This is a genomic window from Pseudoxanthomonas sp. PXM03, from assembly GCF_014852005.1.
Classification (GTDB): domain Bacteria; phylum Pseudomonadota; class Gammaproteobacteria; order Xanthomonadales; family Xanthomonadaceae; genus Pseudoxanthomonas_A.
In genome coordinates this window covers 55,904-74,401 of the sequence record NZ_JACVAU010000002.1, presented here as the reverse complement: position 1 = coordinate 74,401, position 18,498 = coordinate 55,904, and the positions used below count along the sequence as shown (strand labels likewise).

The 18,498-nt window shown below is 65.3% G+C and carries 23 protein-coding genes; 10 read left to right on the top strand and 13 right to left on the bottom strand.

Translation table 11 applies throughout. From position 1 onward, the window contains the following. Window positions 1-333: 333 nt before the first annotated feature. Window positions 334-738, bottom strand: coding sequence for a GFA family protein (locus tag IB223_RS09120; protein WP_192201381.1), 405 nt, complete (start codon window positions 736-738; stop codon window positions 334-336). Between the two features lie 104 nt (window positions 739-842). Here IB223_RS09120 and IB223_RS09115 point away from each other — a divergent pair, with 104 nt between their 5' ends. From IB223_RS09115 to IB223_RS09100, 4 genes are all read left to right on the top strand, one after another. Continuing rightward, on the top strand, window positions 843-2,066 hold the full coding sequence (locus IB223_RS09115) for an HD-GYP domain-containing protein (protein WP_192201380.1): 1,224 nt from the start codon (window positions 843-845) through the stop codon (window positions 2,064-2,066). A 73-nt stretch (window positions 2,067-2,139) separates the two neighbouring features. After that, window positions 2,140-2,511 (top strand): YciI family protein, encoded by a 372-nt coding sequence (locus tag IB223_RS09110; RefSeq protein WP_192201379.1) that lies wholly within the window; start codon window positions 2,140-2,142, stop codon window positions 2,509-2,511. A 16-nt stretch (window positions 2,512-2,527) separates the two neighbouring features. After that, entirely contained in the window at window positions 2,528-2,950 is a 423-nt protein-coding gene (locus IB223_RS09105) for a GFA family protein (RefSeq protein ID WP_192201378.1), read from the top strand. A gap of 94 nt (window positions 2,951-3,044) precedes the next feature. Next, window positions 3,045-3,479, top strand: coding sequence for a nuclear transport factor 2 family protein (locus tag IB223_RS09100; RefSeq protein ID WP_192201377.1), 435 nt, complete (start codon window positions 3,045-3,047; stop codon window positions 3,477-3,479). On the opposite strand, the gene IB223_RS09095 is transcribed toward IB223_RS09100, so the two are convergent. The 10 genes from IB223_RS09095 to IB223_RS09050 all read right to left on the bottom strand — a co-directional run bounded on the left by IB223_RS09095 (window position 3,448) and on the right by IB223_RS09050 (window position 13,474). After that, window positions 3,448-3,915, bottom strand: a complete 468-nt coding sequence (locus IB223_RS09095) for a hypothetical protein (RefSeq protein WP_192201376.1) — start codon at window positions 3,913-3,915, stop codon at window positions 3,448-3,450. The two genes, IB223_RS09100 and IB223_RS09095, sit on opposite strands and share 32 nt — an antisense overlap. Beyond that, the gene (locus IB223_RS09090) at window positions 3,912-4,481 is read right to left on the bottom strand and encodes a hypothetical protein (RefSeq protein WP_192201375.1); all 570 of its coding nucleotides are present in this window, start codon (window positions 4,479-4,481) and stop codon (window positions 3,912-3,914) included. The genes IB223_RS09095 and IB223_RS09090 overlap by 4 nt, the downstream gene beginning before the upstream one ends. A gap of 151 nt (window positions 4,482-4,632) precedes the next feature. Continuing rightward, the gene (locus tag IB223_RS09085) at window positions 4,633-5,649 is read right to left on the bottom strand and encodes an HD domain-containing phosphohydrolase (protein WP_192201374.1); all 1,017 of its coding nucleotides are present in this window, start codon (window positions 5,647-5,649) and stop codon (window positions 4,633-4,635) included. Window positions 5,650-5,652: 3 nt separating this feature from the next. Continuing rightward, entirely contained in the window at window positions 5,653-10,104 is a 4,452-nt protein-coding gene (locus IB223_RS09080) for a PAS domain S-box protein (RefSeq protein ID WP_192201373.1), read from the bottom strand. A gap of 178 nt (window positions 10,105-10,282) precedes the next feature. Beyond that, entirely contained in the window at window positions 10,283-10,798 is a 516-nt protein-coding gene (locus tag IB223_RS09075; protein WP_225590985.1) for a nuclear transport factor 2 family protein, read from the bottom strand. Next, window positions 10,795-11,019, bottom strand: a complete 225-nt coding sequence (locus IB223_RS09070; protein ID WP_192201372.1) for a hypothetical protein — start codon at window positions 11,017-11,019, stop codon at window positions 10,795-10,797. The genes IB223_RS09075 and IB223_RS09070 overlap by 4 nt, the downstream gene beginning before the upstream one ends. 168 nt (window positions 11,020-11,187) lie before the next feature. Then, entirely contained in the window at window positions 11,188-11,547 is a 360-nt protein-coding gene (locus tag IB223_RS09065; protein ID WP_192201371.1) for a response regulator, read from the bottom strand. Further along, window positions 11,544-12,692, bottom strand: a complete 1,149-nt coding sequence (locus tag IB223_RS09060) for a PAS domain-containing sensor histidine kinase (protein ID WP_192201370.1) — start codon at window positions 12,690-12,692, stop codon at window positions 11,544-11,546. The genes IB223_RS09065 and IB223_RS09060 overlap by 4 nt, the downstream gene beginning before the upstream one ends. Window positions 12,693-12,794: 102 nt before the next feature. Further along, the gene (locus tag IB223_RS09055) at window positions 12,795-13,070 is read right to left on the bottom strand and encodes a hypothetical protein (RefSeq protein WP_192201369.1); all 276 of its coding nucleotides are present in this window, start codon (window positions 13,068-13,070) and stop codon (window positions 12,795-12,797) included. A 140-nt stretch (window positions 13,071-13,210) separates the two neighbouring features. Next, window positions 13,211-13,474 carry a hypothetical protein gene (locus IB223_RS09050; protein WP_192201368.1) on the bottom strand — a complete coding sequence of 88 codons (264 nt, stop codon included), beginning with the start codon at window positions 13,472-13,474 and terminating at the stop codon, window positions 13,211-13,213. 172 nt (window positions 13,475-13,646) lie between these two features. Between IB223_RS09050 and IB223_RS09045 the strand changes: the two genes are divergently transcribed. The 4 genes from IB223_RS09045 (at window position 13,647) to IB223_RS09030 (ending at window position 15,334) form a co-directional block, all read left to right on the top strand. Next, window positions 13,647-14,075, top strand: coding sequence for a helix-turn-helix transcriptional regulator (locus tag IB223_RS09045; RefSeq protein WP_225591046.1), 429 nt, complete (start codon window positions 13,647-13,649; stop codon window positions 14,073-14,075). Then, window positions 14,072-14,488 carry a VOC family protein gene (locus IB223_RS09040; protein ID WP_192201366.1) on the top strand — a complete coding sequence of 139 codons (417 nt, stop codon included), beginning with the start codon at window positions 14,072-14,074 and terminating at the stop codon, window positions 14,486-14,488. Before IB223_RS09045 ends, IB223_RS09040 begins: the two co-directional genes overlap by 4 nt. Window positions 14,489-14,526: 38 nt before the next feature. After that, a complete protein-coding gene (locus IB223_RS09035) occupies window positions 14,527-14,745 on the top strand; it encodes a hypothetical protein (RefSeq protein WP_192201365.1) in 219 nt (72 codons plus the stop codon). Between the two features lie 250 nt (window positions 14,746-14,995). After that, window positions 14,996-15,334 (top strand): YciI family protein, encoded by a 339-nt coding sequence (locus IB223_RS09030; RefSeq protein ID WP_192201364.1) that lies wholly within the window; start codon window positions 14,996-14,998, stop codon window positions 15,332-15,334. A gap of 156 nt (window positions 15,335-15,490) precedes the next feature. On the opposite strand, the gene arr is transcribed toward IB223_RS09030, so the two are convergent. Next, complete coding sequence (gene arr / locus IB223_RS09025; protein WP_192201363.1) at window positions 15,491-15,892, bottom strand: NAD(+)--rifampin ADP-ribosyltransferase; 402 nt, start codon at window positions 15,890-15,892, stop codon at window positions 15,491-15,493. A gap of 202 nt (window positions 15,893-16,094) precedes the next feature. Between arr and IB223_RS09020 the strand changes: the two genes are divergently transcribed. Continuing rightward, the gene (locus tag IB223_RS09020) at window positions 16,095-16,481 is read left to right on the top strand and encodes a hypothetical protein (RefSeq protein ID WP_192201362.1); all 387 of its coding nucleotides are present in this window, start codon (window positions 16,095-16,097) and stop codon (window positions 16,479-16,481) included. 117 nt (window positions 16,482-16,598) lie between these two features. On the opposite strand, the gene IB223_RS09015 is transcribed toward IB223_RS09020, so the two are convergent. Then, a complete protein-coding gene (locus tag IB223_RS09015) occupies window positions 16,599-16,931 on the bottom strand; it encodes a hypothetical protein (protein ID WP_192201361.1) in 333 nt (110 codons plus the stop codon). Between the two features lie 825 nt (window positions 16,932-17,756). Here IB223_RS09015 and IB223_RS09010 point away from each other — a divergent pair. After that, window positions 17,757-18,461: a hypothetical protein gene (locus IB223_RS09010; protein WP_192201360.1), complete on the top strand. Its 705-nt coding sequence runs from the start codon at window positions 17,757-17,759 to the stop codon at window positions 18,459-18,461. Window positions 18,462-18,498 lie beyond the last annotated feature (37 nt).

Sequence of the window (18,498 nt, the reverse complement as noted above, 5' to 3'; positions counted from 1 at the left end):
AGCCTAGCAAAAAGGTCATGCGACTGTTGCAACCGCGTGACATCGGCATGGCACTCAGGCGTCCGTCAGCGGGCGTGACGCCTCGCGCGCCTGACCTGGACTGGGTGCCGGGGCCGACGGGCCGACAGACGGGCGGGAAGATGCGGCGGATATCGGGATGGCAGCTGGGCTGCCTGCCGGGTATTTGCGTGGCCCGACGACCGCATCGCGCCTGGCATGGACGCGGACCTGCTGCTGGGCACGACCCCGCCACCGATGTGCTGGCGCTGGCCGACGTGGTGTGGGTGATGCGCGCGCGATCCAGTACGAAGCCGCCGAGTAGCGGCGCGCGGCTCAGAGGTAGCGCGTGATTGCCGGTGCCTGCTGCCAGTTGTCGTGCGCCCCGTCCACGTAGGTGATCGGCGCGGCGTCCAGCTCCTCGGGAGTGGCGTCTTCCAGGCACCCCAGGTTGACGCCGTAGATCCGCTGCCCGTCCGGCACGTTGTTGCCGATCCCGAACGGTCGCACGCCGCAGATGCGGCAGAAATGGTGCGAGTTGCGCAACGCATTGAACCGGTACTCGACCAGCTCGCCTTCGCCCGCCAGCAGGCGGAAGGCGTCCGGCATCACGATGGCCGGCCAGAACCGGTTGCGCCGGCACACCGAGCAGTTGCAGCGATAGGTGGGCCGGGTCAGGTCAATGTCCGCCTCGAAGCGGACCGCGCCGCAATGGCAGCTTCCCCGATAGGTCTTCAGCATGCGGCCTCCCGTGCCGATATCGTTCCGGGGGCTGACGGGGTCGCCCCGCCGTGCCTGGCCCATGGGCGGGAGCATACCGGACCCCTCCACTCCCGGAGCCGTGCATGCTGCAAACCGTCGACGTTGCCGAGCTGCGACCCGGCATGTACGTGCAAAAGCTGCTCGGCCCATGGATGCAGCACCCGTTCTGGCGCACCTCGTTCGTCCTGGACGAGGCACGCCTGGCGCAACTGCAGGATAGCGGCGTGGAGCAGGTGGTGGTCGACCTGTCGCGCAGTCATGGAGACGCACAGGACGGAGGCGAAGAAGAGGCCGTTCCCGCATCCGTCGACGCCCCACCCGTCGCCGAACCTGCGGAAGCGCGACGACGCCCCGTCGTGCACGACAGCACCGTCAGTCTGGCCTCGGAACTGGTCCGCGCCCGCCGCATCTGCGACGAAGGGCGCGAGGCCGTGGAGGCCATGTTCCGTGAAGTGCGGCTGGGCAACGGCGTGGATGCCGGCCGCGTGCTGCCGCTGCTGGACGAGATCACCGGTTCGGTCGATCGCCACCCCACGGCGCTGGTGAGCGTGGCGCGGCTGAAGGACGCGGACAGCTACACCTACTTGCATTCGATCGCCGTCGGCGCGCTGATGGCCATGCTGGCGCGGCAGCTGCAGTTGCCGGAGGAGCAGGTGCGCGATGCGGCGCTGGGCGGGCTGCTGCACGACATGGGCAAGGCCATGCTGCCGCAGGACGTGCTGAACAAGCCCGGCAAGCTGACCGACGAAGAGTTCGACATCGTCCGCCAGCACCCCGTGCACGGCGAACGCCTGCTGCGCGAGGGCGGCGTGAGCCAGGAAGCGGTGCTGCATATCGCCCGCCACCATCACGAGAAGATCAACGGCGGTGGCTATCCGCAACGCCTGTCCGGCGCGGAGCTGCCGCTGCTGACCCGCATGAGCGCCATCTGCGACGTTTACGACGCCATCACCTCCGACCGCCCATACAAGGCCGGCTGGGACCCGGCCGAATCGCTGCGCCGCATGGCCAGCTGGCAGGGGCATTTCGACGACAGGCTGATGAAGGCCTTCGTGCGCAGCATCGGCATCTACCCGATCGGCGCCCTGGTGCGGTTGTCCAGCGACCGGCTGGCGGTGGTGGTGGAACAGAACCCGGCCACGCTGCTGGCGCCGCGCGTGCGCGTGTTCTATTCCGCCAAGTCGCGCACGCACCTGCTGAGGGTCGACGTGGACCTGGCCACGGCCGGTGAGCGCGAGCGCATCGTGGGCGTGGAGTCGCCCGCCAACTGGGGTTTCCGCGACCTGGAGAAACTCTGGCTGCCCTGATCACCTGTCGTTGTCGATCCCGGCCGCACCCGTTCGTCGCAAGGTCAGTGTCCAATGCCCCGGGAGGCAGACCATGCGATTCCTTTCGATGATCCGGATCGACGAAACCACCGGCCAGCAGCCCAGCGAGCGGCTGATGACCGACATGATGGCGCTGATCGGCGAGATGTCCGCCGCCGGTATCCTGCTCGACACCGCAGGCCTGCTGCCCACCGCGCAAGGTGCCCGCGTCCGCTCGCGCTTCGGCGAGATCCGGATCACCGACGGCCCGTTCACCGAGGCGAAGGAGGTCATCGGCGGCTATGCCATCCTGCGTGCCGATTCGCTCGACGACGCCATCGCCCACACCCGCCGTTTCCTCGACATACATGGCGATGAATGGGACATCGAGTGCGAAGTACGGCCCATCGAGGAACCGCCCGCCGACGCCCTCATCGCCCGCTGACCGGAGGAGAAGCCCCATGCAGACCTACACCGGCAGTTGCCATTGCGGCGCCGTGCGCTTCGAGTGCGAGCTCGACCTCGCCGCCGGCACGCGTCGCTGCAACTGCAGCTTCTGCCTGAAGACGCGCATGTGGAAGGTGTTCGCCCTCGGCGAGGGCTTCCGCCTGCTCCACGGCGCCGACGCCCTGTCGGACTACCAGGCCCACGCTTCCGAATGGCCCGCCGGCCATGTGCACCACTACTTCTGCCGCCATTGCGGCGTGCGCGGTTTCAGCAAGGGATACCTGGAGATGGCGCCCTTCAACGGCTGGTTCCACGCGGTCAACGTCGCCACCCTGGACGGAATGGACGATGCACGGTTCGCTGCCATCCCCGTGCAATACGAGGATGGGCGCCACGACGACTGGGACCATCCGCCGGCATCGCCGTCGTACCTGTAGATGCCGGCCCGCCGTGGACTTCCGGCACGTGTCCCGCGCACGGACCTCCCCCCATGATCGCCTTCCATCGATGATGCGACCGAAGGCGAACGCCATGTCACTGCTGTCCCTCGTCCTGGCTGCCGCCAGTGCTTCCGCCCCGGCCGCGCCTGCAGCCGATCCCGCCACGCTCGCCGCCATCGAGGCGACCTGCTTCGACTACGTCGACGGCCAACTGGAAGGCGATCCGGCGCGCGTGGCGCGCGCGCTGCATCCGGACCTGGCCAAGCGCGCCGTGATCGGCGATACGCCGGACGAGCGCCTCGGCCTGCGCCGCATGTCGAAGGAAGAACTGGTCAGCCTGACCCGGCAGGGCGTGCTGAAAACGCCGAAGGATGCGTGGAACCGCACCTGCCGCGTACTCGATGTCACCGCCGAGACGGCCGCCGTGCGCCTGGAGACCCCGTGGTTCGTGGACCATTTCCACATGGGGCGGTTCGATGGACGCTGGATCATCGTCAATGCGCTGTGGCATTCGAAGCCGCGCTGATGACGGGCGCGCGCGGTGATGCGTTGGAGGGACAGAGATCGTGCCGCACGGCATGGTGGCAGACGTCGTCGCATCCGGCGCCCATGTGCGAAGAGATTCCCACCCGGTAGTGTTCCTGCGTGAGCCGTTCGACCATCAGGTGGATCCGCATGGGCGTACCCCGCGTGTAGACCAAGAGGACGCGGTCATCTGGGGCCGCGATCCCGTGCAGGTACATCGATCGGCTCCGCGCGAACGCGTCAACCTGATCGAAGAGTGCAGGGAGGGCGCGCGCTTCAAGCGTGCAGACCTGCACATGGCCCAACTCGAAGATGTCCGGCTTGTCGCCATTCGCATCAGGGTGGTACTCGATGTAGGCGGGGTCTCGACCACACCCCATGCATGCCATCATCGCAAGGGCCATCAGTACGCGCGCCATGCCGGTGGCCGGGATCATGGTGCGCCGATGGGCGAGCGCGCTGCCTTTCTGAAGAGTGCGGACGACAGTAGCCAGATGGCCGTGCAGAGGCCGGTAACCGCCAGCACGGAGACCGCGGACTCATGCGCCTGCATCAGTAGTGCGATGGCGCCCACCACCATCTGCGCCAGGGCCATGGCCGCCAACATGCACGCCATCCCTCGTGGTTGCAGGCGGACCAGGAGAGCGCCCACGCCCCCCATCACCAGCACCCCCATGAACAGCAGGTTCGCCGGGTCCTCCGGTTCACCCACGATGCCCACGGCCAGGTTCGCCCACACCAGCAGGAACGCCGCACCGATTGCGATCACGCTCGCGGCCAGGTAGGCCGGCACGCGCGCGACCCGCGCCATGGCTTCGAAGGCGAGGCAGGCGGTCAGCAGCATGGCGCCGAACAGTGCGAAATCGAATGCCGTCCACACGACGTCGGCGGTGAACTGCATCGCCACCCAGGGCAGCAGCAACAGTGCAGCGGCACCACCCCACGCCAGGGAGCGCAGCAGGCGGATCCAGCGTGTCGCGTCAAGCAGGGTGTCGCTCGTCATCGTCATGTCTCCCGGGACCCCGTCGAGGTCGCGGGGACATGCTGGGCCGGGGTGATGGGCAGCTGGCGGAGGCTGTGTGAAGCCAGTGCGAAGTCGACATTCAGATCATCGAAACGCCAGCGCAAGAGGTGTCGTCTTCTGATCCGCGGGATCAGGGAGTCTCGGGCAGCACATCGCCATCGGGCGTCTCCCGCTGGTCCCAATGCGTCTTAACCTGGAGGATTCGTGGCATGCATGCGAGGAACGCGTCGACCATCCGCGGCTCGAAGTGACTGCCGCTGTCCTCGGTGATCTTGGAGATCACGACGTCGAGCGGCCAGGGGTCCTTGTAAGGGCGTCGTGTAGCGAGGGCATCGAAGACATCTGCGACGGCGACGATGCGTGCGGACTCGGGGATCTGGCTGCCGGACAGGCCGTGCGGATAACCCGATCCGTCCCAACGTTCGTGGTGGTTCAGTGCGACCTCCGCCGCGAGTTGGAACAGCGGGGCCTTGCTGCGACTCAGGATCTCGAAGCCAATCTCGGTGTGTCGCTTCATGGTGTTCCACTCACGCGGGCTCAACTTCCCCGGCTTCTTCAGGATCTCATCGGGTATCCCGATCTTGCCGGTATCGTGCATCGGGGCGGCCTGTTCAAGGAGTCGGGCACGCTCGGGGTCCCAGCCTACCGTCTCGGCCAACACGCGGGCGTAAGCCGCCATCCGCCAGATATGCACGCCGGTATCGGAATCGTTGTAGTGGCCTGCGATGCCGAGCATCTGTATCGCATCCTGGTAACTCCTGTTCAATGCCGAGGTGCGCACCAGCGAGAGATGCGTGTTGACGCGTGCGCGCAGGATGAAAGGCGACACAGGTTTGGTGATGTAGTCCACGCCGCCGGAGGCGAAGCCGGTGCGTTCATCCACTTCCCGATCGAGCGCAGTGACGAAGATGATAGGGATGTGCTCGGTGCTGCCCTGCGCCTTCAATGCCCACGCGACTTCGTACCCATCCATGCCAGGCATCTCAACGTCCAGCAGGATAAGGCTGGGCGAGTGTTTTTCCGCTGCACGCAGGGCCTGCAGGCCATCACGGGCGAGCACGAGGCGATGGTCCTCGCCCAGGATCTGCCGGAAAAGCGCCAGATTGTTGGGCTCGTCGTCGACGCAGAGGATAGGTCCGGTGGGCATGCATCATTCCTCTGGCGTGTTCGGCGGGATGTCGCCGCGCTGCCAGGCATCCAGCAGTACGCGGGCATGCTGTTCCGCCGCACGATAGTCGAACTCTTCGACAAGCAGCGTCAGCCGTTCACGCTCGATCCGTGGCAGGCGGACGGAGAGGCAGGCGAGCGATGCTTCGATGGCTTGGGGATCATCGCCGTCGAGGTTGCGGAGAAGGTCCTGCAACGAGGCCGCCGGGTCCACATCCGGCCCGGCCGGCGCTATGTCCCCGGCATTCCCGCCGTGAGAGACGTATTGCGCGACATCTTCTAGCGTCTCCTTCAAGGTCAGTCGCAGGCTCGGCAGCAGGTCAGCCACGCCGCTGCCCTGGCGCAACTGCTCCTCGATCTGCGCGCTGATCGCCACCACGCCGGGCAGGGCGAGCGACGCCGCCGCACCCCGCATGCGGTGGATGTCCGAGCATGCCTGCATCGTGTCGTGCCGCTCCAGGCTCGCCTGCAGCGCATCTGCCGCTCCTCCGTAGCGACGGGAAAACTGCAGGAGATATCGCTTGTACGGCGTCTCGTCGCGCCAGTAAGCCAGGCCTTTCTCCACATCCAGAAGTTGCGGATCCAGTCCCTCGGGCGCAGACCCGACAAGCGTCGTCGGGCCCGCCATCACCTCGCCATCAGGTTGCATGCCGTACCTCCCCGGCGCGCAGCGCACGATGGTTGCGATCAGGTCATCGACCTCGAAAGGCTTGGCGACGAAGGCGGTCATGCCGGCGTCGAGCGCGGCGTCCTGCTGTGGCTTGAAGGCGCCGGCAGTCAAGGCGATCACGGGCAGTCCGGCCAGCGCGGACGAGGCGCGAATGCGCCTGGTCGCCTCGTATCCGTCCATCTCCGGCATCTGCACATCCATCAGCACCGCGTCGAAGCGATCGGCGTCGGCATGCAGTCTCGCCAGCGCTTCGCGACCATCGGAAGCCTGCTCCACCAGCGCACCTTCGCCTTCGAGGATACGGTGGGCCACTTCCAGGTTGATTTCGCTATCGTCGACCACCAGCAGCCGGTAGCCTGCCAAGCGCCGACTGCCGGGCACAGGCGCGCGCAGGACGGCCAGTCCCGGATCACGGCGTGCCAGCACCTCGTTGATCACGTTGTAGAGCACCGAGGCTGTGACGGGCTTGGTGAGCACGGCGTCCACGGGTGCGCGATGCGCCTCGTGATCCACCAGCTTCCTCTCGAATGCAGTGACCATGATGATGATGGGCTGGCGCGAAGTCCTCAGCCGGCGTCGAATGTCGGCCGCAGCCGTCAGTCCGTCGACGCCGGGCATCTGCCAGTCCATCAGCACCACGTCGTAGTCGACCGCATCCGGGTGAGCGATCATGGCCAGCGCACGCTCGCCCGAGTCCGCCGCTTCAGCCGTCCATCCGAAGCCCTTGATGATCAGGCCCAGGTTGTCGCGCGCCACCTCGTGGTCGTCGACGACCAGCACGTGATAGGCGTTCCTTGGCGCCGTATCGGTGCCGGGCAAGTCGGTGATGGGGAAGACGACCTCGAAATGGAACCGGCTGCCTTCATCCTGCTCGCTGTCGACGACCAGCGTGCCGCCCATCAGCTGGACGAGTCGATGGCAGATGCTCAGGCCCAGGCCCGTACCGCCGTACTTGCGGGTGGTCGAGGAATCGACCTGCGAGAACGGAGAGAAGATCATCTTCCGTTTCACTGCGGGGATGCCGATGCCAGTGTCGACGACCATGAAGTGCAGGCGCGCGACACCACTGTCCTCGTGCGCCAGCCGATGTACCGTCAGGGCGACTTCCCCACGCTCGGTGAACTTGATCGCATTGCTTACCAGGTTCACCAGTACCTGGCCCAGGCGCAGGGCATCGCCCCGGAGATAGCGTGCGCCCTCGGGCGCGGGCGACACCAGCATTTCCACGGCCTTGATGTCGACCGCCGACGCCATCAGGGCGGCGACGTTGTCGAGCACTTCCGCCAGATCGAACGGCGCTTCCTCCAGCTCTATGCGCCCGGCCTCGATTTTCGAGAAATCCAGGACATCATTGATGATGCTGAGCAGCGAGCGCGCGGCAACGTTGATCTTGCGGGCCATGTCCATGGCCATCGCAGGAAGTTCCACCTTGTCCAGTAGATAGAGCATGCCCAGGATCGCATTCATGGGGGTGCGTATCTCGTGGCTCATGTTGGCCAGGAAGTCGCTCTTGGACCGATTGGCCTGCTCGGCTGCGCTTATCGCTTGGTGGAGCTCGGAATCCCGCCGTTTCTGCTCGGTCAGATCTGACGCCATGATCAGGAATCCCGACGCCTCGCCTTGCTCGTCGCGCAGGGCGCTGACATTCAACGCGACCGGCAGGTGCGTGCCATCGCTCCTCACATAGGTCCATTCCGCGATATCGCTGCCGCTACGTGTCGCGATGGAGGCGATCTGCGCGAACGAGGCGGGGACATGCCGGTCCAGCAGCGCCGACAATGCCAGCGAGCGCGACCATAGTTCGGCATCGTCATGCAATCCATCGATGCCGGCACCGCCAGTCATATCGGCGGCGGCGTGGCCCAGCATCCGCTCGGCCGCGGGGTTGAACAGCGTGATCCTTCCCTCCAGGTCGATGGCGATGATCGCGTACCCGGCATGTTCGAGAATCGCACCCAGTCGAGACGAATACGTACGTATCTGCGCCGTACGCTCGAGCACCTGCTGCTCCAGCGTGGCATTGAGGCGCATGATGCTCTCTTCCTGCCGCTTGCGTTCGGTGATGTCGATGATGAATGCCAGTGCGTAACGCCCGTCCGCCATGTTGATCGGATTCAATCCGATCTCGACCGGTACCCGCGTGCCATCGCGGCGCAACCCGTACAGATCGCGGCCGGCGCCCATGGGCCGGGCTTCCGGCAGGTTGAAATAGCGTTCGATGTAGCCGGCATGGTGCTGCTTCACGTCGTTCGGCAACAGGCGGTCCATCGGCTGTCCAAGCAGCGCTTCCCGCGGATAACCGAACAGCTCCTCCGCCTTGGCGTTGGCCAGCTGGACCATTCCTGCGTGGTCGACCATCAGGATCGCGCTGGGCGAGGCTTCCACCACGCGGCGGAACTGCTCCTCCGCACGGACGTGACGCGTGATGTCGTGGAGGAACAGCGACAACCCGTGGGTGTCGCCGCTGGTATCCCGTACTTTCGACACGCTGACCACCGTGTCCAGCACGCTGCCGTCCTTGTGGCGCACGCGGCACGGGGCACTGGACGCCTCCGCGGTCAGCGCGGGAATCGCGGGGCGCGCCTGGTCATCCACCAGCAACGCCTGCAAGGGTTGGCCGAGCGCTTCGGATTCCGCATATCCCAGCATGCGTTCCGCCGCCGCATTCCAGAGTGTGATGCGGCCATCCGCACCGCACGCGATGATCCCGTCCGTTGACCCGGAGACGAGCGCCGCCAGCTTGGCATGGTCGAGGAAGGCGGTGCGGCGGCGTTCCCGTGACTGGGACGCCATGTACCACAGCGCAACGGTCAACAGGCCAAAGAAGGCGGTCACCGCGCCTGCCAGCCATGGCGGCGCGAACGCCATGCTGGCCGGATAACCTGGTCGTGCCCGCACCTGCAGGCGCCACTCGCGCCCATGGACATCCAGTCGGCGCTCGGCCGCAAGCGGCGAGTCCGCGAGCGCATCGAAGCCGTGCGTTGAAAGAAAGGGGGGTGACTGGCCGCTTTCGCCCGGATCCGATATCGAGAGGGCGTACGGCTGCGCCTCGCTTCCAAGCTCACCCAGTACCGTATCGATCGTCAAAGGAGCATAGGCCCAGCCTCGCGTGGCTTCCCAGCGCTCATCGTCGCTGGCCGGATGCGCGTCTTCACGGTATACCGGCAACAACAGCAGAAATCCCTGCCGGACCAGGCCTTCCTGCTGGACAAGGGTGATCGGTGGCGTGAGCGTGGCCTTTCCGGTCCGCGCCGCAAGAATGGCCGACTGCCTGCGCATGCTTTCGGACGCAATGTCGAAGCCGATCGCTGCGCGATTGGAAGCAGACGGTTCGATGTACAGGATGATGAACCGGTCATCCTGATGCGGCACGAGCGCGTGTGTGTCGAAGCCGGGCTTACCGTCTTCGCGGGCCAGCTGTACGAATTCCGCCTCGTCACCGGGCGCGACGCGCTGGATGTAGCCAAAGCCGCGGACCCCGGGAAACTCGCGCGCGTAATCCCGCGAACGACTGTAGGCGAGGAAGCGTGCACGACTGAGCTGCGGGCCGGCAGCGATCACCGCACCGCGTGCACCTCGCAGGCCATGCTCATAGGCGCCCATCCGCTCCAACAATGTGCCTGACACTTGGTCTGCCACTTGTCGGAAGCGGTGCGACTGGCGTTCGGTGTTCGCACGCTGACAGACCCACGCCGCCAGCAGGGCGAGGCCCATGACGGCCAGCAGCAGTCCACAGAGGACCCAGCGGCGAACAATCGGCCGCATGAGCGTGGGGCGACTTCCACTTCCTTCTGGCATGTACCCACCTCATGTCCCCTGACATGGACGGACCCGCGGATGCTGTACGGGCCCGGATAAGCACGACCCGGGCACTCTAGGGTAGTGTGACTTGAGTCACAAGCACCCGGTCGGGGGGGGAGGGGGCGACCGCGCAGCGTGGGCTTCAGTGCGACACGTCAGTCGCACGATGCGCATAGCTCAGCACCCGGGTGACCTGCCAGCGGCCGTCGCGTTCGCGCCAGACCATCACGAAGTCGGCTTCGCCCGTGCATTCTGTTGCCGTCATCGCGCAGAACCGGTGCGTGCCCTGTGCGATCGCGCCGAAGCCCTTGATCGGAAATACCTCCAGCGTGCCCGGTACGCGTTCGCGCCGATAGCGGCCGCAGACGTTCTCGCGGGTCCGGCCGATCATGTCCTCGCGCGTCCAGGTGACGCCGCCGTTGTCGTGGTAGAACTCCACGGCCTCGTCGAAGTAGGTGGCGTGCTTCACCAGTTGCGCGGGGTCGGCGCAGGTGTTGAAGGTATCGAACACCGCCGTATCCAGTGCATCGATCACCTGGGTGAGCTGTTCGGGCGTGCGCTCGGCCGCAGCGGCGGATTCCACCGCACCGAATAGCAGCACGGTGCCCATCGAGCCCGATAGCGCGGCCTTCGCCACGCGTGACCGAACGGCGCTCATGCCGACACCAACGGTGCGCGCGGACGCCCGCCCAGCAGCCGCGCCGGCAGCATCAGCACGGCGTGCAGGAACGAGAACAGGGCGGAGAAGGTGATGCCCACCAGACGGAACGGCAGCGACAGCAGCCACACCAGCGGCCACGCCACCAGCGCCAGCAGGGCGAGCGGCCAGCACAGCAAGAACAGCAGGCACCAGGCGAGCAGGGCGATAAGGGTCTTCACGGACAGGCTCCTTCGGTCGGCGCGCCACCAACGGGCGACATGCGGACAGCGTGCCGGGGCAGGATGCGGCGGACAATGCGCGCGCGACGAAAGCACGGCGCGGGCGACCAAGCCCGGCGCACGGTGGACGAAAAGCCTGCGCGCAGGCGCGCCTCCGCGACCCGGTGTTCAGTCCGCAGCGTTGATCGTCTGCAGCAGCTGGGTGACCCGGTAGGGCTTGGGCAGGTAGCGCACGCGGTCCGGCAGCGGCGGCAGTTCCGCGCGCGGATGGCCCGAGGCGAGGATCACGCGGGCATCGGGATGCAGGGCAGCGGCTTCCCGGGCCACATCGATGCCGGAGATGTGGCCCGGCATGGCCACGTCCGAGATCACGACATCGAAATGCGTCCCGTCATGCAGGCATGCCATGGCCTTCTGGCCATCGATGGCCGTCACGACCTCGAACCCGGCGATCTCGAACGCATCCGAGAGGATGTCGAGCAGGTCGGCTTCGTCGTCGATCAGCAGCAGGCGTCTGGCATCGGTCATTCGGAATCTCGTGGGACGGGAAGGCAAAGGGAAACGGTGGTGCCCTCGCCGGAAGCGCTTTTCAGTTCCGCGAATCCGCCGGACTGGCGCGCGAACCCGAACACCTGGCTCAAGCCCAACCCGCTGCCCTTGCCCACCTCCTTCGTGGTGTAGAAGGGCTCGAACACGCGTGCCTGGTCTTCCACCGGAATGCCTTCGCCGTCGTCGCTGACCTGGATGCAGATGAAGCGACTGGGTGGCGCATCCGCAGCGTGCGGGAGCGCGCAGTCTCGCAGCGTCGCCGTGATCGCGATGTGACCTCCGGCGGGCATCGCATCGCGGCTGTTGGACACCAGGTTGAGCAGGGCGGCCTCCAGTTGTTCGCGGTCGACATCGATCCCAGGTAGGTCGTCATCGAAGCGGGCATGCAGGGTCACGCCGTCGTGGCATGCGCGCCGCAACGTATCCATCGCGTCGTGGATGACGGTGGCCACGGAATGCCGTTCCGATACCAGCACGCGTCCGGTGCCGAAGGTCAGCAACTGCCGGGTGAGCAGCGCGCCACGCTCCGCCGCCCGCATCGCGCCCTGCAGATGCTTCTTCGCCTTGGGCTGCATCGTGTAGTGATCCACGAGTTCCAGGCTGTTGATGATGATGTTGAGCAGGTTGTTGAAGTCATGCGCCAGGCCCAGCGTCAGCTTTCCGATGGCTTCAAGCTTGTGCGACTGCAGGAGGGCATCGCGGGATTGTTCCAGCCGTTCCTGGTGTTCGAGGCGGTCGGTGATGTCGCGCGTGACCTTCGCGTAGCCGACCAGCACGTCGTCCTGCCAGATGGGGTCGATCACCACGCTGGCATGGAACGCGGAGCCATCCTTGCGCACGCGCCAGCCCTCTGCGGTGAAGCGTCCTTCCGCCCGTGCGATGCGAAGTCCCCGTGCGGGTGCGCCACTGGCGATGTCATCCGGGGTGTAGAAGCGCGAAAAGTGGGTGCCGATGACTTCATCCCGGGTGTAGCCCTTGATGCGCTCGCCGCCGGTATTCCAGCTGCGCACATACCCTTCGGTATCCAGCATGTAGATGGCGAAGTCGACGACGCCATCGATCAGGCGCTTGAGCTGCCTTTCTTCGATGTCCGGAAGCTGGTCAGCGGTCCCGCTGTCCGGCATGGGATCCATATGCGCGGAGTCGCGATCGGAATCGGGAGCTTCGCGCTGATCGGTTCGGGCTGCGGATTTCGACGTGTCGGGCATGGCCGGCGAGCACTGGCGTCAGGACGCGGGGGGCAGTTCCGCGACCGCACGGAGCAGGGCGGTCTGGCGTTCCATCATCCAGCGTGCGGCCCAGCCTGCGCCGGCATCCAGTGAGCGCACCGCGACCTGCTCCTGCGAGATGCCTTTGCCGGAGATCAGGATCCTCGCCATCCATCCCTGTCGTTCCGGGCCGATTTCGACGATGGGCTGGCCATGGCAGAAGAGGGTTCTTCGTTGATCTTCCACCTGCCACGAAAAGCCATCGGGCAGCGGAGCGGATATGCGCGTGGACACGGTGATTTCCCCTCAGGCGTGCGCCACCCTCGCATGAATGGCGTTCCTGACGCGTGACGATGCGCACCGCAGAGCACGCGGCACCGCACAGGAACGCGGGCTTCACCTGTGCCCCCGCGTGCCTGAACGCCCGCGCCCGGTCACGTGGGTGGCGTGTAATCCGCCAGCACTTCGCCATCCACCGAGACCAGCCGGTCCAGGCGGATGCGTTCGCCGGTGTCGAGTTCGGCGTACTCGCTGCCCCCGTTCGCATACAGCGCGATGATCCGTGCATTGCGTTGCTGCTGCACGCCGTCTTCATCCATGAACCGGATCGAGGCCGTGCTGCGCCGGGTCGCCGTGGCTTCCAGTACGTCGTGGAATTCGCAGTTGATCGGTGCGTAGGGCGGGGAGGGCCGGGTCATGGCGGGGCGCCTGGCAGGTGGGCGCGCAGGGCGCGGGGTGGAGTATCGTGCGCCCGGAAACGCCGGGAAGGGAACCGCCAGCCATGGAACACGACACGTGAGCACGCCGGTACAAGGCCGCACGGGCCAGGATCCCGATCTGCTGCGCCGCCTGTTGCGCGCGAAAGACCGGATGGATGCCGCCTCGCACGAGGCGTGGCCGGTGCAACGCCTCGCGCGCGTGAGCCATGTGTCCGAAGCGCACTTCGCGCGCTCGTTCAAGGAAGCGTTCGGCATTCCTCCGCATCGCTACCTGCTGACGCGCCGCATCGAGCGCGCCAAGGCGCTGCTGCGCGATACGGAGACCCCCATCCTCGACATCGCCCTGCAGACCGGCTGGAACAGCCTGGGCACGTTCGGCCGCACCTTCCGCGACATCACCGGCGAGAGCCCGGGTGAACTGCGAGCACGCGAACAGGCCGCCCGCCACGCGCTGGAATGCGTGCCGCACTGCTATGTCAGCGCCGCCTACCGGCCCGGCCTCACCACCGCAGTTTCGGAGAAGCGGCGGCAGGAGGGCGGTGATACAAAAGCGCCCTCAACCAGACAGGAGGTTCCATGAGTCAGGGTATCGGCGTGGTCGGTCTGTATGTCCGCGATCAGGATGAAGCACTGGCGTTCTATGTCGGCAAGGTCGGGTTCCGCGTGCATACCGACGTACGCAACGGCGACTACCGCTGGCTGACCGTGCAGCATCCCGACCAGCCATCCGTGCAGCTCGGCCTGTTCAGGGCGCAGCCGCCGGTGCTGGACGACGCCACCGCACAGGCGGTCAACGCGATCGTCGCCAAGGGCGCCATGCCGCCGCTGGTGCTCAACGTGTACGACTGCCACGGCGAATACGAGCGCATGCGCGCCAACGGCGTGGAGTTCACCCAGGCGCCCGAAGCGCGCTACGGCAATGTCGATGCCAACTTCCGCGACCCTTCGGGCAATGGCTGGAAGATGGTCGAGTCCCGGCGCGCGGCGCACTGAGCGTCCACGCCATCGTGTCGCTTGCACAGGAGATCGCAATGAACGGGAACGCGTGGATCCGTCAGTTCCATCGTTGGCTGTCCATCACCTTCACCCTGGCCGTCATCGCCAACCTGCTGGTCATGGGGCAGGAAAAGATCGCACTGTATGTCGGCCTGTTCACGCTGCTGCCGTTGGCGTTGCTGCTGCTCACGGGCCTGTATCTGTTCGCGCTGCCGTATCTCGGCAAGCGCCGCAGCGGTGCACGCAGCGGGTAAGCGGATACGCGACTGGCAAACGCGGCATCGTCAACCTCGCTTGATCGCCTCGATACGTTGCCGCGCCAGGTGGGCGAGGTGGTCGCGCCTCGTCTGGTGTTGTCCGGCCTCAAGGATGGAGATCATGCGGGGCGCTGCGCAGGCTTGGGTTGAGCGGTTGTGCGGGGGAGGATAGGTTGCATTGCAAGCGCCGTCGCGAGTCCACCTCGTCGCGACCGGTTCCGTCACCCCGCCCAGCAGAGGACGCCCGATGAAGTATCTGATTTCCTTTCCCAGTGCTGCGATGGTCGTATCCGGCGACGAACTTGAAGCGGCCGGCCGCGATTCGCGCGCGGTGATCGAGCAGGCGAAAGTCGCGGGGGTGTACGTCTTCGGCGGAGGCATCGACGAGAGCGTGGCGCCGGTGCTCGTGTCGGGCGATGGCGCTTTCGCCGAAGGCGGATACCCGTGGGCGCCGCCGCTCAACGGCGGCTTCACCGTACTCGAACTGTCATCCCGCGAGGAGGCCATCGCCTGGGCGGCGCGCATCGCGAAGGCGTGCCGATGCGATCAGGAGTTGCGGGTGTTCATGTTCGATCCGGCGTCTTGAGGCGGTGGATGCGCGGTCAGCGGGATAGGTTGGGCTGAGCCTGCGAAGCCCAACATCGGAGCGTCGGACGATGTGCGATGTTGGGCTTCACTTCGTTCAGCACAGGCTATGGCGTGTGCTTTCCGCTAGATGCGCACTATGCGGAGGCAGTCGCCCTCAGTCCTCGATGGCTTCCACGCCCTGTCGATCCAGTTCCGCCAGGCGATCGCGCATGGTGGTGAGTTGTTCGGGCGTGTGGCCGATCCAGCCCTTCACTTCGGCGACCACGCGCAGCGGATCGCGCGTCCGATAAGACCGGGTGGGATTGCCGGGGAAGCGCTGGTTGGTGAGGTTGGGATCGTCCTCGAATGGGCCCGTCGGTTCGACGATGTAGATGTGTCGGCGGCCTTCTCCGACGGCGAGTTCCGCGCCCCATGTGGCCGCTTCCAGCATCGCGGTCAGGTAGACGTACCTGGCGATGCGGCGCTTTCCGAAGTTTGAAGTGCAGCCCGCGACGATCAGATCGCCGGGAGCCAGTTTCGCCTTGGTGCCGTGGTAATAAATCTCGGTATCGCGCATGGGGGTGGTGTTCCGGTGGCCTGCCGTATCGACAGGCCGGCGATACTGCAGCCCGCACCGGGCCTTGCCGCAAGCCCCCGGGCGTTATATAAATTGAGGGTGGGAGGCGCAGCGCGTCTCCCTTTTTTGTGCGCTTTGCGATGGCACGAATGGCTGGCAGGATGGGGGCAGGAGTGTCGTGTCGCCTAGGAGTCGGTCAGTCATGAAGCAGCTGTCCCGCGTCGTGGTTTCGTGTGTGTTGCTGTGCGGCCTGACCGCCTGCGGTTGTGTGGACGAATACGTCGACACGCTGCCATCTTCCGACGGTACGCTGAAAGCCGAGCTGCGCCATTGCGGCTGCAGCCTGACCACCTACCGGCGCACGCAGGTGACGGTGCTGGAGTCTTCGCGCAAGGCCGAGTGCATGGCCTCCACCGGCGTTGCCGGGTTCGATGCCCCCTTCGACCACGCACCGCTGAAGCTGCGTTGGCGGTCCAACGACACGTTGCATGCGAGCTACCCGGACTATCCCGACTTTCCGCAGACGCAGTACAGCGCGGGTGACCCGGCGAGGCCCAAGGTGACGCTGGTGTTCCAGGGCGAGCCTTAGAGGGCGCTTGGCTGATGACTGACACCCGGCATGCGCGGTGCTACGGCGTCGCGAGGTTCACCGGTCGTCCGGAAGCAATTGCACTCTGCCCCCAGTTTCGTGGCCCAACCCAGGGTTCTACTCAACTTGGCGAGAGGCCCAGTCACCTGCACGGCGGGCTTCTTCAATCCAATCCAGGGCTTCGCGGTAGCCGTCTTCGCTTTCCAGGACGCGGTCCGTCAGGGGCCGCCCCGTCAGTGTGAAGTACGCACCGAAGTCCGCAGGCGTGAGTCCGGCGGCCTCGGCGGCTTGGTGGAACAGGTGCCAGCGAATCGCGCGCTTCTCGAGTTCGTAGCGCGGCCAGAACTCTGGAAGGACCTCTGCACCTGCGCGTACGCGACTGACCGGCTCTCCCGGACTCTTGTCCTTGGGGGCGAGGCGCTTGGCGACGGCGAGGAGCAGGTGTGCCATATCCTGGCGCTCTATGGTCCCATTCGCCGTCTGGAGTCGGCCTGCACATCGATGCAGGGCAGCGGATAGCTCGCGGAGCGAGGCCTGGAGGTACGGATTGGGGTGGTCTTTGATCATCGTTCGACAGTGCACGGGTCGCGAATAGCGCCCATCCACCACGGTAGACGTGTGGCGGGGCCATTTCCCTATGGTGATGGGCGTGATATCTCCCACGGCGATGAACCCGATGGTCGCGAAGTTGACCTGTGGTACTGGCCCGGTACGAAGTGGCGCATCTCGAAGGGCTTGGAGGGCTATCAGCAACTCGAGCTCGCCGGCAAGAGCGCCAGACTGGATTCGTAGCGCAGGTAGCTCTGGGCGCGCTTCAAGACCAAGCGGGCGAGGGGAGAGTCGGAAGAGGAGGAGGCAGCCGTGGAGCGTGCGGCTTCGGCGTCAGGCATGCCGATTTCAGTGGGGTAAGTGCACACCAAAGGCACCGTATGGCCCCTTTGTTTGATCGCAGCACGATAGGTCAGGCTGAGTCTGCGAGGCACAAAATCGGAAAATCGGGCCATACACTTTGTTGGGCTTCACTTCGCCCCCGCCAAACGTATGGCCCTGATGTTATTGTCAATTATCTTGAGGTTGTCTCTTATCGACCAAAAGCGGAGCATGTCGTTGGATCCGGTTATCCGTCGCCTTGCTAACCGGGGGCAGCCGCCCTAAGATCGAGCCGCATCATGAGGATAGCTCAGTACACGGTGTGCTGCGGGGAGATCGTATAGCTGGATCTAGGGATTCGGCTATTGGATATTTAGGGCGCAAGGATAGATGCGAGGCGGCGGGATGCTTGATGTCGTAGCGACGTCGTTCTACATCAAGGCACCGGCCTTCGATAAGGCAGCATTTGAGCACCACTCTTCTGAGCTTTTCGATGAGTGGGAGGCGCAAGTAGAAGCCCACTTGCTGCTACCTGACTATGCCTTAGCGCTGGTACTTGAAGAGGGCTCCATAAAGGGCAGAGGGAAGGTCGCCGCCTATGCGGCCGCTGTCTATTTTGGCATTGGAGCATACGGTGACTTTATGTCTGGTCTCGGAACCATCCGAGACCAAGCTGCCTACGTCAGCAACGTCTTGTTCGAGCAGGCAAAGAACGAGTTTTCCTGTAGCAGTGAGCGTGGCAACACAAAGCGAACTGGTGGAGAGATCATCTATTTGCAGCGCCTCTTCGAGCGAGTGCAGCAGGGCGTCCTTACTCCCGACCAAGCAATTCGAGAAGTAGAAGGGCGTTGGGGAAAAGAGGCTGCATCTTCTCCGTTGTTCATGCGCAAGTTGGCGGAGAACTTGGAGGTCGCGCCCAGATTTCCTGAGCAGCTTTCGCTATCTGATGAATCTTGGCCCGACTGTCTAGATGCTGGGCCGCTTGATAAGGAACCCAAGCCGAGATCTCCTCGTCCCCCCGACCCACCGATCCCGCAGCACTATCGGATCGAGATATGGCGACCAAGCCGCGGTCAGAAGAAGAAGGTCAAGCTCACCAGGGTGCGGTAACCTTGTGCCCTAACAAACCATCTAGGCCGATTCCGCT